The following is a 14302-nucleotide window of genomic DNA, read 5'->3' on the forward strand; positions in this document are numbered from 1 at the left end:
TTACACTGTACTAAACCAATCAGGGTCTATTTTAACACTTTCAACCATTTCCGTTGAAACGCCGAGTCCATTCACTTTCAAAAGTTCACAAAGTCGTCTTCCATCAATAAGATCGATGGCTGTCGCCCCGTCCCGCGTTGCCTCTTCATTTGCCTGCGCGGTGTAGTGTCCGGTTGTAATGAATAGACCTTTGTCTGCGCGGCCCTGCATAGCGCCACGAAAGTCACGAATTTCACCGGCCGAAACTCCTCCCGTGTAACGCTTGCATTGGAAATAGACTTGGAAGGACACAAGATTAACTCTCAATACGCCAACCCCATCAATTCCACCGTCTCCAGACTTGCCTCTTACTTCGACCTTCGTGAAACCTGACTCTCGCAAAAGTCGCTGCGCTAGTCTTTCAAATGCCGATGGATCCATCTTTCGAAGTACTGAAAGCAATTTGTCTTCCCAATCTACTTCAGCTTCGTTGACTGAGTCAGCTGTTGTGTCGCCCGATACGTCAATCGCTTGCACACCGGCATTTGGCTCGGACTTGTTAGATTTTGCCAACCGTTTCAGCCGCGCTCTTTCCTTCTCCTCTTCAACGACTTGTTCATAAATTTTTTGCGTTTGACTATAAGATTCAATTGAAGAGCCGATAAGCGTAAGCGCCCAAACTCCACGACTTGAGTTTTCCAAAGCACCGCCGCGTTTAAGGTAGGTACGCGCCCACGCGAGATAATAATTCAACCGTGGCGTGCCTGGGTTGTTGACCATCTCGAATGATTGTTCGTGTTCTGAAACCTCTTCAATTTCGACGACCTTTTCATCTAGCTCAGCTATTGACGCCGAGCCTCCTAGCTCCTTCAACGCCATAATTGTTGCTAGCATCATGCCGGGCGCATCAGGAAACCCGGACTCTTCGATAGTAAAGTTTCTAGCCATCATCTCTTCCCCTCCAGATATCGCCGTTTCGCCTCTTCCATACGACCCATATCGCGGACGGCGTTCTCGATTGCCACCTCGTCGGATTTGTCGGCGTAGCGGAATTCTGAATCGGCGTAGCGGTTGATTTCCTGGATCACCATTTCCACCGTGATCGGCTGGCGCAGGTCTTCGATCATCGCCTTTTTCGTATCGTAATCCTTGAAGAGGAAGAGGTCAGGGTTTTCCATCCATTCATCGGGCAGTTCGAAATCCATCGCGCGGACCTTGACCGCGTCGGTGATGTTCTTGATGGCGCGGCCGGTGAAGCGCGGGTCGGCTTCTTGGATGCCTTTCAGATAGGTGCCCAGCTTGGCAATGGTGTCGAGCTTGCCGATTTTCCTGTCGACTTCCTCGTAGACCCGCAAAAGGCCATCTTCATGGGGTTTCGAGTGCGACGCAAAGGACGCGGCGACGGCTTTCTTGATCTCCTGTGCGGCGAAAACCTCGTGCTCGCCCAGCGGGATGTCGTGGTTCTTGCCCATCAGCAGGTAGAGGATGTCGATATAGTCGTCGCGGGTGATCGGGCCGTCGACAAGGAAGCGCGCGCCGGCGCGTTGGCGCAGGGCATCGTCGACATTCTCGGGGTAGTTCGAGAACATGCCAAAGGTGCAGTTGCCGCGCACGACGGTGTTGGCGCCCGCAAAGCTTTCCATCAGCACGGCGGTGATTTCGAGTTGGCCCGCGGAGGATTGACGGTCGCCGCGCTTGCCCGCCAGCTGGTCGATATCGTCGATGGTACCGAAGCCGATGACGGTCGGGTCAATCACATTATTGATGAAGGCCTTGGCGTTCTGGGCGGATTTGCCCTGGTAGCTGTCGATGCTTTCGGTACTCAGGTTCTGGTAGCGGAACGGGAAGCCCGCGTTCTGACAATAGCCCTGAATGAGCCCCGCCATCATCTGGATCAGCGTGGTCTTGCCGGTGCCGGGCTTGCCGTCACCCATGAAGGTGAAGATGAAGCCGCCAAGTTCGGCGAAGGGGTTGAGGCGGCGATCGAAATCATAGGCCATCAGCATCTTGGCCAGCTTCATCGCCTGGTATTTGGCGATGTGGTTGCCGACGACCTCGTGCGGCTGCTTGAAGGTCATGGTGAGGGTCGAGGATTTGCCCTTGGTGCTGGCCTCGAAGCCGTGGATCGTCAGGTCATCAGCCTCGATCCGCCAGCTGGCCTGGGTGAAGGGGGCAACGCGGCCGGCATTCTGGGCGCGCAGGGTGATCTTTTCCATCAACTGTTCGGCGAAACCAGTGGTGGTGGCGATCAGGCGGGCGTCGTCGCTGGCATGTGTGGTCAGGTTCTGGTCCAGCTCCCAAAGCGCGCCGTGCAGGGCAAGCTGGGCGTTGTCGGTCAGAATCTCTTCAACCTCGCCGACCTCAACCGTGATTTCGCTGCCATGCGGGCCCAGCAGATACGCGGTGGCGTTGGCAAAGACATGGACCACGGCCAGCGCCTCGGTCGCCATGAGTTCGGTGAATTCGGTCTTGCGGTCGGCGGGCAGCGACCCGGCAAGATTGGCGCGGCGCAGGTCGGCAAGACCGGTCGCCTCGGCATAGGTTTCGCCCACCGCCAGCGCAATGGCGAGCGCCCTCCGCAGGGCATGCATCAGCGTCGCCTGCAGGGGCGAGGTCAGCGGGTCATCGCCGTCGGCGCTGCTGATCCGGTCAATCAGGTGCACGCCTTCGGGCCGCGCGGTGGAGCGGGTGACAAGGCCGGGCGTTGTGGTACGGAAACGGCGGCGGGTGCCGATGCCGGTTGAGCGTTCTTCCCGCGGGGCCTCGGCGGGTTTGGCGATGCGCGGCGTGTGGTCGAACCCGTCCAGCATGGCCACGGCGGCGGGGTAATGCTTGGCGATGTCGTCCTCGCGCAGTTCCATCGTGTCGGCGGTCAGGCTCATGTTCTTCTCCGTATCGGCAGGTCAGAAGCCCACCTAGAAATTTCTCCGTAGGCCGGGGTTCAGCCCGGCACCCGTTCAATATCGCAGCACGCGCCCGCCCGGGCTGACCACGTATTTCACTACGCTGGCAAAGCCCGGCGGGTTGCGTTCGGCCAGCACCTGGTAGGGGCGTTCGGGCAGGATGATGGCGCGTTCGGTGCGGGTGGCGCCGGTATCGACCCCGCGACCCGAGAAGGGATCGAGCGCAAAGACCTCGCGTTCGACGGTGCCGAACCAGCCGGAACGCTCCTCTTGCACACGCTCGCTTTCCAGCACCTCGTCGGTCCAGGCCAGCGCCCAGTCCTGCCCTTCGGGTGCGCGCGCCTCGGCAAGAACATCGCGCAGCGGACCGGACTGGCGAGTGTAGGTGTGGGAATACATCGGACCCAGATGCAGGCGGCGCAGGCGTTTGGGGTGCAGATCGTCGAACGCCTCGTCAAATCCTTTGGCGATCGTCAGGAGTTTCAGCCCGCCAAGTGACTGCGCCATCAGGTGCGCCTGCACCTCGGGCCAACGGTGCTGATCGCGGGCAAGGGGGGTGCCGCCGTCATCCTCGACCTCCATCAGGTAGATCGTCGGCAGGTTGACCTGACTGTCATAGGTGGCCCAGTGAACCAGGTAGCGACGGCGGTCATCGAGCCCTTCGAGCCAGACGATCTGCGGATCATTCTGCGCCCAGAAGAGATGGCCGCGCTGCAACTCTTCGTAGTATAACCGTTGCGACAAGGCGAATTGCAGGCGCGTCGGAATTTGCCGCTCGCCGATAATCTGATTGACCATCTGTTTCTTCAGCGTCTCAGGCCCCGGCATGTTCGACAGATGCTTGCCGGCCTGCTGCGCATCGTTGGCCATGACCAGCAGTTCGTTGAAAACCGGAAACCCGCTTTCCAGCGTGTCCATCGTCAACGCGCCAGTGCCATGCACCTTGTCGCGCCCCGCTAAAAGATATTTCATAGAAAGCGCGCGGAACGTATAGCTGAGGCCCTGCACGTAACCGGTGAGGATTTCGACCTCGTTCTTGGTCAGATCACCCGCCCCTTGCATCACCGCCGCCACGCGGGTCAGATATCCGGTGATCCGGTCGAACTTGCGGAAGTACCGACGGCTGGCGAAAAGGTCGGTCAGACCGGCGTGATCCTTTTGCAGATCAACATGTTCAGCCGCCACTGCTGTCTCCTCCGCCACCACCACCATAATGACTGCCTTCGTAAAGACCCGGCTGTGCTGCCCTTGCGGTTTCGTCACGCGTCGCGGGCATCGCCTTGTCCCATGTGGCCCATATCAGGCCCGCAAGGCCCGATACCCAAAACGCAGCCTGCACCGACCAGTCCCAATCCAGTTTCGCGGACAGCAGGGCGCAGATCAGGCACAAAGCAGTGAGCACCCCCAAAAGTTTTTTGAAAAGGCGCCGCTGCATCAGGCCCCGTAAAGGTTCTTGTCGTGTTTCTCGATGATCTGGGCGAAGCGGCGGGCGAAGCGTTCGTCGGCCTTGGCCTTGGCTTCCAGCACATCGCGGGCAAAGACCATGTGATCCTCGTGCGCTTCCAGCATGTCGGCCATCTTCTGATTGGTGGCAGCACCTATGCCGGCCATGGCGCTCTGCGCCTCCTGATCGGTTTCGACGCCGATTTCGTTGATCCGGTGCGCCACGTCCTGCTGCTGGGCGGTTTTCAGCGATTTGGTCAGGGCATCATACAGAACAACCCGCTGCTTGGTGTCGGTCTGAAGCTTGTTGATCAGCACCATCTGCGTCGCTGCCTGATTTTGCAGGCTATCAATCCAGGTCTTGCCCTTTTCGATATAGCGTTCGAGCGTTTGCGACTTGGCAAGCTTGACCTGCTCATCCTGAACCATTGCATTATACTTGGTGTTCAGGTCGGCAAGCTCGGTCTCCAGCTTGGTCCGCGCGGCGGCGTCCGTTTCGTTGGCGATCTTGTTTTCCAGCGTGATGATCTCGGGGTCCATCGCCTGTATGTCTTTGCGCAGGGTTTCCAGATCGCCCACGGTGAGTTCGCGTTCATCCAGCGTTTCGGTCAGATTATCCTCGACCTTGGTCTTTTGCTCTTCGAGCATGGTCAACTGGCCCTGAAGCAACTGCACGATCACGTCGGATTTCGAGATCAGATCCTGCAACTTGTCGTCAATCGTGGCCTCGCGCACCCGGTCCTGCCGCATGCTGTCGGATTTGGCGCTGCTGAAGATGCCGACAAAGCTTTCCCAGCCGGTCTTGTTGCGCATCTCGTCGAAATCCTTGGAGAACGCGGCGGTGATGTCATCAAGGCCCATGATCAACTCGGCGATGTTGGCATTCATCACCTCGGTATGGGCGTGCACGTCTTCGAGAGTGGCATTCTCGATGTCCAGCAGGGCATCCTCGCCGCCCTTGATCTTGGCGCGCGCGGAATCGATTTTACTGGTCAGTTCGGCGATTTTCGCCTGCGCTTCGCTTACCTGAGCCTGCGATTCACGTACCTGCGCATCAAGATCGGCCATGCCTGTTCCCCCTGTTCACGAATGTTGTTTGTTGAGCTTTATATATGGGTATTTGCCCGGAGTTTAAGCATATTTCGCGAAAAGAATACGACGAAAACGTGTTTTTTGCAGCGTTTTAAACAGCTTGGGATGGTTCCGATGCATTGCCGCAGATCACCGTTAGAACTGCGCCCAGACCTGTTGAGCAACCGGATCGAGCCGGTTGGGTGCTGCATAGACGGAAAGCGTCATCGGTGTTTCCCAGTCGGCGGTACCCACGGGCACGACGAGGCCTTGATCAAGCTCTTGCCGGACCGAGGTTTCGGGCAGCCAGGCGATGCCGCTACCGGTCAGAAGGCGGCGTTTGATCGCCTCGACCAGACCGTCCACATAGATCATGTCCAGATGAACCTGCCGGTTGCCGATCAGGTGTTCGGTGACGACGCCCAGAAAGGAACTGCGTTCATAGGCCAGATAAGGGATGTCCTGGCCTGCCTGTCCCGGCAGCGCCCAGCCCGCGCGTGTCGCCGCAGCGGTTTCGGCCACCGGGATCATCCGGTCGGTCAGGATGTCCTTGCGGGTGAATTCGGCCTCATCAATGCTGGGCGAGACATCGGCGTGGCGATAGCACAGCAGAAATTCGACCGCGCCGTCATAGAGAAGCTGGCAGCAGGCGCTGAGCGAATCCGAGATCACCCGGGTGCGCAACTGCGGGATTTCATGCTCGAACACGTCGATGCGGGATGCCAGGTAATGCACTGAAATCGTGTGCAGAACCGAGAACCTGACCTGTTGCCGGTCACCCCTGTCCTGATCGCGGATCAATTGCCTGCTTTCAGACAGATCGGCGATGGCGGATTTCGCGACCGGCAGAAATTGCGCGCCGGCTTCTGACAGGCGCACCGGATAGGTGGCACGGTCGACCAGCGGCAGGCCGACCCAGCTTTCCAGCGCCTTGATGCGGCGGCTGAAGGCAGATTGGGTGATGTTTCGTTCTTCGGCTGCACGAGTGAAATTGAGTGTGCGCCCAAGGCATTCGAAGTCGCGCAGCCAGTTCAGGTCCATTTTCACCCCCGCATGAAGCAGGGAAAACAGTACCATAAGATTATGCAAAATCGGAATAGTTTTATGAAATCTTTGAATTGGCAGTTTTAAATCAAACTGTTCTACACTTCCCCGGTGCGGCAGGGGATGTGCCGCGTGCCAGAGGACAGATCAGAAAACCGATATGCCGGAAACCGCCCAGACTGTCGAAGTTTCACCGCTGACCCACCTGCGTGCAGGCCAAGGGCATCCGCTGGTTCTGGTGCATGGGTATCTTGGCGGTTCTGCGATGTGGCGGCAGCAACTGGCGGCGCTGAGCGCTGATTTCGATGTCATCGCACCCGAACTTCCCGGCTATGGCGGCAGCCACTCGGCGCTGGCGGATGCGTCGATCGACGGGTATGCGCGGCAGGTTTTGGGGCTTCTGGATGATATTGGTGTGCGTCAGTTTCACCTCCTGGGTCATTCGATGGGTGGGATGATTGCGCAGCAGATCACCACGATGGAACCCGAGCGCGTCACCCGGCTAATCTGTTATGGAACCGGGCCGCAGGGCGTGTTGCCCGACCGGTTTGAAACAATCGATCAGTCGCGCACGCGACTGACGACCGAAGGTGTTGCACCGACGGCCCGGCGCATCGCCGCCACCTGGTTTGCCAGAGGCGAAGCAGCGGCCGAATTTGCCGACTGCGCGGCGCTTGGCGAACATGTCTCGACCGCCTCGGCATTGGCCGGGTTGACCGCGATGGAGAACTGGGACGGGCGCGCCGCATTGGCGGGCATGACCCAGCCGACGCTGATCGTCTGGGGCGACAAGGACCGCTCTTACGGCTGGCAGCAGCCCGAAGCCCTTTGGAAGGGCATCCCGGGCAGCAACCTGGCAGTGATGCCGGGCTACGGCCACAATGCGCATCTGGAGAATCCCGAGCTTTTCAATTCGATAATTCGGCACTTTCTGACGGATGATCCCCAAGACCCCGAAACGAATGCAGATATCATCACCCACAATCAGAACCCAGATCCCTGAAAACAGGGACTGACCAACGGAGGAGAAAAAAATGAAACTGAAACTCATGGGAACGGCCCTTGCGGGCTTTATGGCGACGGCTTCGCTGACCCAGGCGGCGGAAAGCGTGAATATCGGCGCACCGGCCTGGACCGGCGCGCAGGCGATCGCGCATCTGATTGCCGAGATCGTTGAGACCCGCATCGGCGGCGAGGCCAACCTGGTACCCGGCAACAATGCCTCGATCTTTCAGGCGATGGATCAGGGCAAGGGCGATATCGATGTCCACCCCGATGTATGGCTGCCCAACCAGGAGAGCTTTACCAAGAAATACGTCGATGAGGCGGGCACCGTCATCCTGTCGGACAAGCCTTACGAGGGCAAACAGAGCTTTTGCGTGAGCAAGGCCTTTTCGGAAGCCAACAACGTGACCTCGATCTTCGATCTGGCCCGACCGGAAGTGGCCGAGAAGATGGACAGTGACGGCAACGGCAAGGGAGAGATCTGGATCGGAGCACCCGGGTGGGCCTCGGCCAATGTCAATGAGATCAAGGTGCGTGATTACGGCCTGATGCCCTTCATGGAACCCGTCCGCGCCGATCAGGCGGTGATGACGGCGACCGTGGGCGATTCAATCAAGAAAGACATGGGGTATGCATTCTATTGCTACAGTCCGCATGCGATCTGGTTCCAGTATGACATCGTGCGTCTGGAAGAGCCCGAGTTCGACCCCGAAAAATACGTGGCGATCCAGCCTTCGGACGATCCGGACTGGTTTGAAAAATCCAAGGTCATGACCGAGGACGCGTTGAAAAACGTTCAGATCGCTTATTCCAAAACGCTGATCGACCGGTCGCCCGCGATTGCCGATCTGCTGGCCAATATCCAATTGGATGGCGACACGGTGTCAAACTTTGCCTTCCAGATCGAAGGTGGCAAGGACCCCGCTGACGTGGCCAAGGAATGGGTTGCGGCCAATTCCGACCGCGTCGACGGCTGGCTCGGCCTCTGATCCGATAAAACCGCTGGGCCGCGCATTCCGTGCGGCCCACCAACAACTGAACCGGGGGCCGACCGTGTCACAGGACGTTGCAATCGAACTATCAGGTGTCTGGAAAATCTTCGGTGCCCGCGCGGAAGAAGCGCTGGCTGAAATCCGCGCCAATGACATCTCGAAAAAGGAAGTTCTGGACCGGTTCAATTGTGTTGTCGGCGTGGCCGATGCCACGATGGATATCCAACCCGGCGAGATTTTCTGCATCATGGGCCTGTCCGGGTCCGGCAAATCCACGCTGGTGCGCCATATCAACCGTCTTCTGGAACCGACGGCAGGGCAAATCGTCGTCAACGGCGAAGATATCATGGCAATGGCGCCCGACACGCTGCGCCAATACCGCAACGAACATATCGCGATGGTGTTTCAGAATTTCGCGTTGATGCCACACCGGTCGGTGCTGGACAACGTGGCGATGCCGCTGGAAATTCGGGGCATCAACAAGAACCAGCGCTTGGATGCCGCCGAGCGTGCCATCGAAATGGTCGATCTGAGCGCTTGGGGAAACAAGTTTGCGCATGAACTTTCGGGCGGGATGCAGCAGCGTGTCGGCCTTGCACGGGCGCTGGCGGCGGACCCCGAAATCCTGCTGATGGATGAACCGTTCAGCGCGCTTGACCCGCTGATCCGGCGGCAGTTGCAGAATGAATTCATGAAGCTTGCCGACACCATGAACAAGACCACCGTTTTCATCACCCATGATCTGGACGAGGCCGTGCGCATCGGTGACCGGATCGCCATCATGCGCGACGGGCGCGTGGTTCAGATCGGTACGCCCGAAGATATCGTGATGCACCCGGCCGATGATTACGTGGCGGATTTCGTCGCCGGTATCTCGCGGCTCAAGGTCGTGCGCGCCCATGCGGTGATGCAACCATTGGCCGAGTTCGAATCCACCAATGGCGGGCTGGCCGCAGAGGCCCAGGAATTCGCCGAAGACGCCCATCTGGGCGAGTTGATCACCGCCGCCATCGGCACCGATCAACCCGCAGCAATCATCGACGCCGACGGCAATCGCATCGGCGCCATCACCCGCGCCGACCTGTTGCGCACGGTGATCGAAGGAACGGAGACCTCATAAGCCATGGTTGACGAGACCAAAGAAGAACTAATCGCGAAATTCGTTGCCACCAATCCGGATTTCTATGCTGCTCAGTTCCAGAAAATCGGTGCCAAGGCGGGCTTTGCCTGGACCTTCAACTGGGCCGCTGCCCTGCTGGGGCCGATCTGGTACGGGATGCGCGGCCTGTGGAATTGGGGGCTGCCCTTCGTTATTCTGGAAACCTTTGCCTTTATTCAGCTTGGCCGGGGATTGTTCGGGGATCTGGGTGCCGAGGTGCGCGAACGGATCAAGCAGATCGAAGGCACGCTGGCGCTACGCTACGAACAGCTTGAATCCGCGATCGCGAAAGGCTCGGACGGTGCTGCTTTTCAACGTAATATAGATTCGCTTGAGGGCGCTATCGACGGCATCCGTGCCGAAGCAGCACAGGCCGACGCCACGGCTATCTGGGTGGCCTTATTCGGCATCGCCTTCCTGATCGCCGTCAAGTTGGCCGAAGGGATCATGGCGAACCCGGTGCTGGAGCGGCGCTATTCCGACTGGCTGTCGGATCGCAGCATCAAATCCGGGTTGGAAACACCGCGTACATTGCTCAGCGTGGTGTTTGTTCTGGTCATATTCGCCGTCAGTATGGTGCATTTTGCATTTCCCGGCGCTGTAAGCTGGTTGAGTGACTTTCCCACCGATCCGAATATCCGGTTATCCGCAATCGCGGGGGTCGAGGGTTTCTTCAACTTTCTCACATCAACCGCACAATGGCTTTTTGATATCATCACCTATGGCATCCGAACCGTTCTGGATGCGCTTGAGGTCATTTTTGTCGACACACCATGGCCGGTGATCGCCGCGATGATCATCCTGCTGACATACCTGTCTGCGGGCGCGGGTGCTGCCTTCGCCGCCGCTGGCTTTTTGGCTTACATGGGCTTTCTCGGATTTTGGGAAAAGGCGATGACCACGCTGGCGCTGCTGGGAACGGCGGCGTTTATCTCGATCATCCTGGGCATTCCTATGGGGATGTTCTGTGCCCGTAGACCACGGTTTTATTCGGTGATCCGCCCGATCATGGATTTCATGCAAACCATGCCGGCCTTTGTCTTCATGATCCCGGTGATTGCCCTATTCGGCGTTGGCAAACCGGCGGCGGTTATCGTCACCATGATTTTCGGCGGCACGCCCGTCGTGCGGCTGACAGTGCTGGGCCTGCGCGGCGTCCCCGAAAGCATCCGCGAGGCCGCCATCGCCTATGGTGCCTCGAAATGGTACCTGCTGACCAAGGTCGATCTGCCGCTGGCGGCTCCGTCGATCCTTGCAGGCGTCAACCAGACGATCATGTTGTCGCTGGCGATGGTCGTGGTCGCCTCGCTGATCGGTGCCAAGGGGTTGGGCGAGGACGTGCTGGAAGCCTTGCAATACGCCTCGGTCGGGCAAGGTATTCTGGCCGGGTTTGCCATCCTCTTCTGTGCGATGATCCTTGACCGGGTGGTGCAGGGAAAACGCGAATAGGGCTAGGCCATGCCGATCAGAATGATGCCCATTGCCACGATCAGGGCAGCCAGCAAGCGGTTGCCCCTCGGCCCTTCGCCGAACCACAAGACGCCGATCATTGCGGCGAAGATGACGGATGTTTCGCGGATCGCCGAGACCACACCAAGCGGTGCAAGCGTCTTGGCATAAAGCACCAAGCCATAAGCCGTGCCCGAGATCACGCCGCCCCAGAAACCCAGCCACAATGTTCTGGCGGGTATGGCGCGCAGCCTGTCCATACGGCCCGCAAAGATAAATGCCGCGACCAGAATTTCCGCGGTAAAAAGCCACCCGATATAGCCAATCGTGCTGTGTGACAGGCGAATGCCAACCCCGTCCACCAGCGAATAGGCAGCAATCATCAGGGCCGTGCCCAAGGCCGCCAGAAGGCCCGGCATGGGCAGCGCGCCGCTGAAGACGCCCTTGGTCAGGACCATGATTCCAGCCGAGACACTCAGCACGCCCACCCAGGCGAGCGCGGGCAGGCTTTCACCCACCCAGAACTGCGCACCAAGAGCCACCAGTACCGGCGCAAGGCCCCGCGCGATGGGGTACATCACGCTCAGATCACCAAAGCGATAGGCAACGTTAAGCAGGTAGTAGTACGCCCAGTGGATCACGGTCGACGCCACCACATAGGGCCAGATTTCCCATCCCGGCGACGGAACCAGCCCGACGATGATCACCCCCGGCACCACATGGCCAAACGCGATCATCCCCAACATGATGGTCTTGTCCGCCGATCCTTTTACAATGGCGTTCCAGAAAGCGTGCAGGAATGCCGCGAAGAGTACGATGAGGTAGATGGCGGCGTTCATCGCCGCGTTTCCTGGCGGACGGTTGTTGCGTCAGTCAAAGACTACGCCTTTGAACTGCGCGCGCAGTCTGGGGTCGCGAGATTTAATGCGTACCTGTTCTCCCGCGAGCACCTCGTGACACCGCGCAAGCGTTTCCGCTTCAAGCCGTTCCATCGCGTCGTGGGTATAAAAAGTCAGGTGCGGCGACAGGATCACCTGCTCATGCTCGAACAACCGGCTGAGCTTGTGCCCGGAACGTTTCAGCGGTTCATTGGCGAACACATCCAACCCGGCACCGGCGATCCAACCTTCATCAAGCGCCCGCAGCAACGCATCATCATCCACAAGCGCACCACGCGAGCTGTTGATCAGGTAGGCACCCGGCCTCATGGCCTTCAATTCTGCCTCGCCGATGATACCCCGAGTGTCGTCGTTGAGCACACAATGCAGTGAAACGAAGTCGCTTTCCGCCAGAAGCGCGTGCAGATCATCTCGCTTCTCCACCCCGGCGGCGGCCATATCATCCTCGGACATGCCCGGACTGTAGCCAATCACCTTGGCGCGAAATCCGGCCCCCGCCATGCGCGCCATGCTTTTACCGATCTTGCCCAGACCCACAATACCAACGGTCTTGCCAGCGATATCCGACCCCAGCCAGTTTTGTTCGGGCCAAGCCCAGCCATCGCGCTGCATTGCACGGCCCAGCGGTTGCAGTTTCTTGGCCAGGGCGATCATCAGGGCAAAGGCGCCTTCTGCCACGGTTTCTTCGGCATATTCGGGGATGTTGACCACCGGGATGCTACGGTCAATGGCGGCGGGTATGTCGATGGCGTCGATGCCGACACCGTATTTCACGATGCCTTTCAACCGTGGTGCGGCGTCGATGACGTGTTGTGTGATCGGCGTGTAGCACATCAGGATCAGATCAGCATCGGCCACGACGCGGATCAACTCTGCCTCGCTCACACCATCCGGCAGCAGGATCAGCTCATGGCCCTCTTTGCGCAGCGCATCATCGACCAGCGGTACCTGCAATTCGCTGTCGGTGCGGACAATCTTCATGGTTCAGCCAGCTTCTGACATGATCGCGGCGACAACAATCTTCAGCGCATGTTCCAAATCATCCTTGGCAATGGTCAGCGGCGGCGACAGGGTCAGCACGCAACCCTGGCTGATCTTGAAGCTTACACCGGCCTCCAGACAGCGATAGTAAATCCTTTCAGCTCGCGCGATGCCCTGGGTCTTGTCGGCGCGGTCCTCGACAATCTCGACCCCGAACATCAGCCCCCTGCCCCGGATGTCGCCCACCACAGGTACATCGGCCAGCTCTGACCGCAGATATTCCATGGCGAACTGGCCCAACGTGGCCGAGCGTTCGACCAACCCTTCATCCTCAATGATCTCAAGCGTGGTCAGCGCCGCGCGGGACGTAACTGGGTTTTTCTCATGCGTGTAGTGCCCGATGGCAAAATCGCCGCACACATCCAGATCGCGGCGGGCGATGCAGGCGGCGATCGGCAGGATGCCCCCGCCAAGCGCTTTCCCAAGCGTCACGATATCGGGAATGATTTCATCATGTTCAAAGGCGAACATGCGGCCGGTCTTGCCCAAGCCCGTGGGGATTTCATCAAGGATCAGGAGGGCACCCCGACGGTTGCACGCCTCGCGTACCGCTTTCCAAAACCCCGGCGGCGGGACGTAGGGCACGGCGCGCATCGGTTCGGCGATGACGGCGGCCACATCACCTTCGCGTTCCAGCACATAGTCGACCATCTTGGCACAGGCCAGACCGCAGACATCCGGCCCTGCATGATTGTAGGGGCAACGGTAGCAGGCAAAGGGCGCCACATGTTCGGTCCCCGGCATCAGCGGCCCGGCGATATGGCTGCGGAACGTCGCCTCGCCGCCCACGCTGGCAGCCCCCAGACCGGCGCCATGAAACGCATCCCAAAAGCTGACCGTCTTGAACCGGCCTGTCGCCGCGCGGGCGATTTTCAGCGCCACCTCGTTGGCATCCGACCCGCCGGTGGTAAAAAGTGTCTTGCCCAGATCACCGGGCGCTATCTGGGCCAATTTCTCGGCCAGGTCGACCGCAGGATCATTAGTGAAACGGCGCGGCGCAAAGGGCAGATCGTCAAGCTGCTGTTTGATCGCCGCCACCAGCCGGGGATGCCCATAGCCGATGTGATGAACGGAATTGCCGTGAAAATCCATGTAGCGGCGGCCGTCCATATCCTCGATCCAGATACCTTCGGCCCTGGCGATGGTGCAGACGCAGGGGCTGGACAGGCTTTGATGCAGGAACGCATCGGCATCGCGTTTCAGAAGTGGTGCGGAACGTGGGCCGATGGATTTCTGCAGCCATATTTTCCGAGCGTTTGAGGTGTTGGATTCGCCTTCGGTATGGATGATTTTGTCTTCCATCATTTGCCTTTTGGT

13 protein-coding genes are annotated in these 14302 nt (G+C 59.0%); 4 read left to right on the forward strand and 9 right to left on the reverse strand.

Translation table 11 applies throughout. From position 1 onward, the window contains the following. From Q1B27_RS16460 to Q1B27_RS16485, 6 genes are all read right to left on the reverse strand, one after another. Entirely contained in the window at positions 1-930 is a 930-nt protein-coding gene (locus Q1B27_RS16460; protein ID WP_299848920.1) for a restriction endonuclease, read from the reverse strand. Then, a complete protein-coding gene (locus tag Q1B27_RS16465; protein WP_299848921.1) occupies positions 927-2861 on the reverse strand; it encodes an ATP-binding protein in 1935 nt (644 codons plus the stop codon). The genes Q1B27_RS16460 and Q1B27_RS16465 overlap by 4 nt, the downstream gene beginning before the upstream one ends. Before the next feature lie 75 nt (positions 2862-2936). After that, positions 2937-4067: a hypothetical protein gene (locus Q1B27_RS16470; protein ID WP_299848922.1), complete on the reverse strand. Its 1131-nt coding sequence runs from the start codon at positions 4065-4067 to the stop codon at positions 2937-2939. Beyond that, positions 4057-4317, reverse strand: coding sequence for a hypothetical protein (locus Q1B27_RS16475; RefSeq protein ID WP_299848923.1), 261 nt, complete (start codon positions 4315-4317; stop codon positions 4057-4059). Before Q1B27_RS16475 ends, Q1B27_RS16470 begins: the two co-directional genes overlap by 11 nt. After that, the gene (locus tag Q1B27_RS16480; protein WP_299848924.1) at positions 4317-5393 is read right to left on the reverse strand and encodes a hypothetical protein; all 1077 of its coding nucleotides are present in this window, start codon (positions 5391-5393) and stop codon (positions 4317-4319) included. The genes Q1B27_RS16475 and Q1B27_RS16480 overlap by 1 nt, the downstream gene beginning before the upstream one ends. A 159-nt stretch (positions 5394-5552) precedes the next feature. Next, positions 5553-6473: a LysR family transcriptional regulator gene (locus Q1B27_RS16485; RefSeq protein WP_299848925.1), complete on the reverse strand. Its 921-nt coding sequence runs from the start codon at positions 6471-6473 to the stop codon at positions 5553-5555. Between the two features lie 127 nt (positions 6474-6600). Between Q1B27_RS16485 and Q1B27_RS16490 the strand changes: the two genes are divergently transcribed. The 4 genes from Q1B27_RS16490 (at position 6601) to Q1B27_RS16505 (ending at position 11045) form a co-directional block, all read left to right on the forward strand. Beyond that, a complete protein-coding gene (locus Q1B27_RS16490) occupies positions 6601-7443 on the forward strand; it encodes an alpha/beta hydrolase (protein ID WP_299848926.1) in 843 nt (280 codons plus the stop codon). A 46-nt stretch (positions 7444-7489) separates the two neighbouring features. Next, positions 7490-8434: a glycine betaine ABC transporter substrate-binding protein gene (locus Q1B27_RS16495; protein ID WP_299848941.1), complete on the forward strand. Its 945-nt coding sequence runs from the start codon at positions 7490-7492 to the stop codon at positions 8432-8434. Between the two features lie 64 nt (positions 8435-8498). Continuing rightward, a complete protein-coding gene (locus Q1B27_RS16500) occupies positions 8499-9557 on the forward strand; it encodes a glycine betaine/L-proline ABC transporter ATP-binding protein (RefSeq protein ID WP_299848927.1) in 1059 nt (352 codons plus the stop codon). 3 nt (positions 9558-9560) lie between these two features. Continuing rightward, on the forward strand, positions 9561-11045 hold the full coding sequence (locus Q1B27_RS16505) for a proline/glycine betaine ABC transporter permease (protein ID WP_299848928.1): 1485 nt from the start codon (positions 9561-9563) through the stop codon (positions 11043-11045). A gap of 2 nt (positions 11046-11047) precedes the next feature. Here the strand turns inward: Q1B27_RS16505 and Q1B27_RS16510 are convergent, their stop codons facing one another. The 3 genes from Q1B27_RS16510 to Q1B27_RS16520 form a co-directional block, all read right to left on the reverse strand. Next, positions 11048-11884 carry a DMT family transporter gene (locus Q1B27_RS16510; RefSeq protein WP_299848929.1) on the reverse strand — a complete coding sequence of 279 codons (837 nt, stop codon included), beginning with the start codon at positions 11882-11884 and terminating at the stop codon, positions 11048-11050. 30 nt (positions 11885-11914) lie between these two features. Further along, positions 11915-12925: a 2-hydroxyacid dehydrogenase gene (locus Q1B27_RS16515; RefSeq protein WP_299848930.1), complete on the reverse strand. Its 1011-nt coding sequence runs from the start codon at positions 12923-12925 to the stop codon at positions 11915-11917. A 3-nt stretch (positions 12926-12928) separates the two neighbouring features. Further along, on the reverse strand, positions 12929-14302 hold a 1374-nt coding region (locus Q1B27_RS16520; RefSeq protein ID WP_299848931.1), incomplete at its 5' end, for an aspartate aminotransferase family protein.

It is taken from the genome of uncultured Roseovarius sp., assembly GCF_947489715.1.
In the GTDB taxonomy this organism is placed as follows: Bacteria; Pseudomonadota; Alphaproteobacteria; order Rhodobacterales; family Rhodobacteraceae; genus Roseovarius.

What these genes read in the sequence shown, in the direction of transcription:
- Q1B27_RS16465 (WP_299848921.1), bottom strand. Translation starts at nt 2,861, where the DNA reads ATGAGCCTGACCGCCGACACGATGGAACTGCGCGAGGACGACATCGCC.
- Q1B27_RS16490 (WP_299848926.1), top strand. Translation starts at nt 6,601, where the DNA reads ATGCCGGAAACCGCCCAGACTGTCGAAGTTTCACCGCTGACCCACCTG.
- Q1B27_RS16510 (WP_299848929.1), bottom strand. Translation starts at nt 11,884, where the DNA reads ATGAACGCCGCCATCTACCTCATCGTACTCTTCGCGGCATTCCTGCAC.
- Q1B27_RS16505 (WP_299848928.1), top strand. Translation starts at nt 9,561, where the DNA reads ATGGTTGACGAGACCAAAGAAGAACTAATCGCGAAATTCGTTGCCACC.
- Q1B27_RS16475 (WP_299848923.1), bottom strand. Translation starts at nt 4,317, where the DNA reads ATGCAGCGGCGCCTTTTCAAAAAACTTTTGGGGGTGCTCACTGCTTTG.
- Q1B27_RS16485 (WP_299848925.1), bottom strand. Translation starts at nt 6,473, where the DNA reads ATGGTACTGTTTTCCCTGCTTCATGCGGGGGTGAAAATGGACCTGAAC.
- Q1B27_RS16515 (WP_299848930.1), bottom strand. Translation starts at nt 12,925, where the DNA reads ATGAAGATTGTCCGCACCGACAGCGAATTGCAGGTACCGCTGGTCGAT.
- Q1B27_RS16495 (WP_299848941.1), top strand. Translation starts at nt 7,490, where the DNA reads ATGGGAACGGCCCTTGCGGGCTTTATGGCGACGGCTTCGCTGACCCAG.
- Q1B27_RS16460 (WP_299848920.1), bottom strand. Translation starts at nt 930, where the DNA reads ATGATGGCTAGAAACTTTACTATCGAAGAGTCCGGGTTTCCTGATGCG.
- Q1B27_RS16480 (WP_299848924.1), bottom strand. Translation starts at nt 5,393, where the DNA reads ATGGCCGATCTTGATGCGCAGGTACGTGAATCGCAGGCTCAGGTAAGC.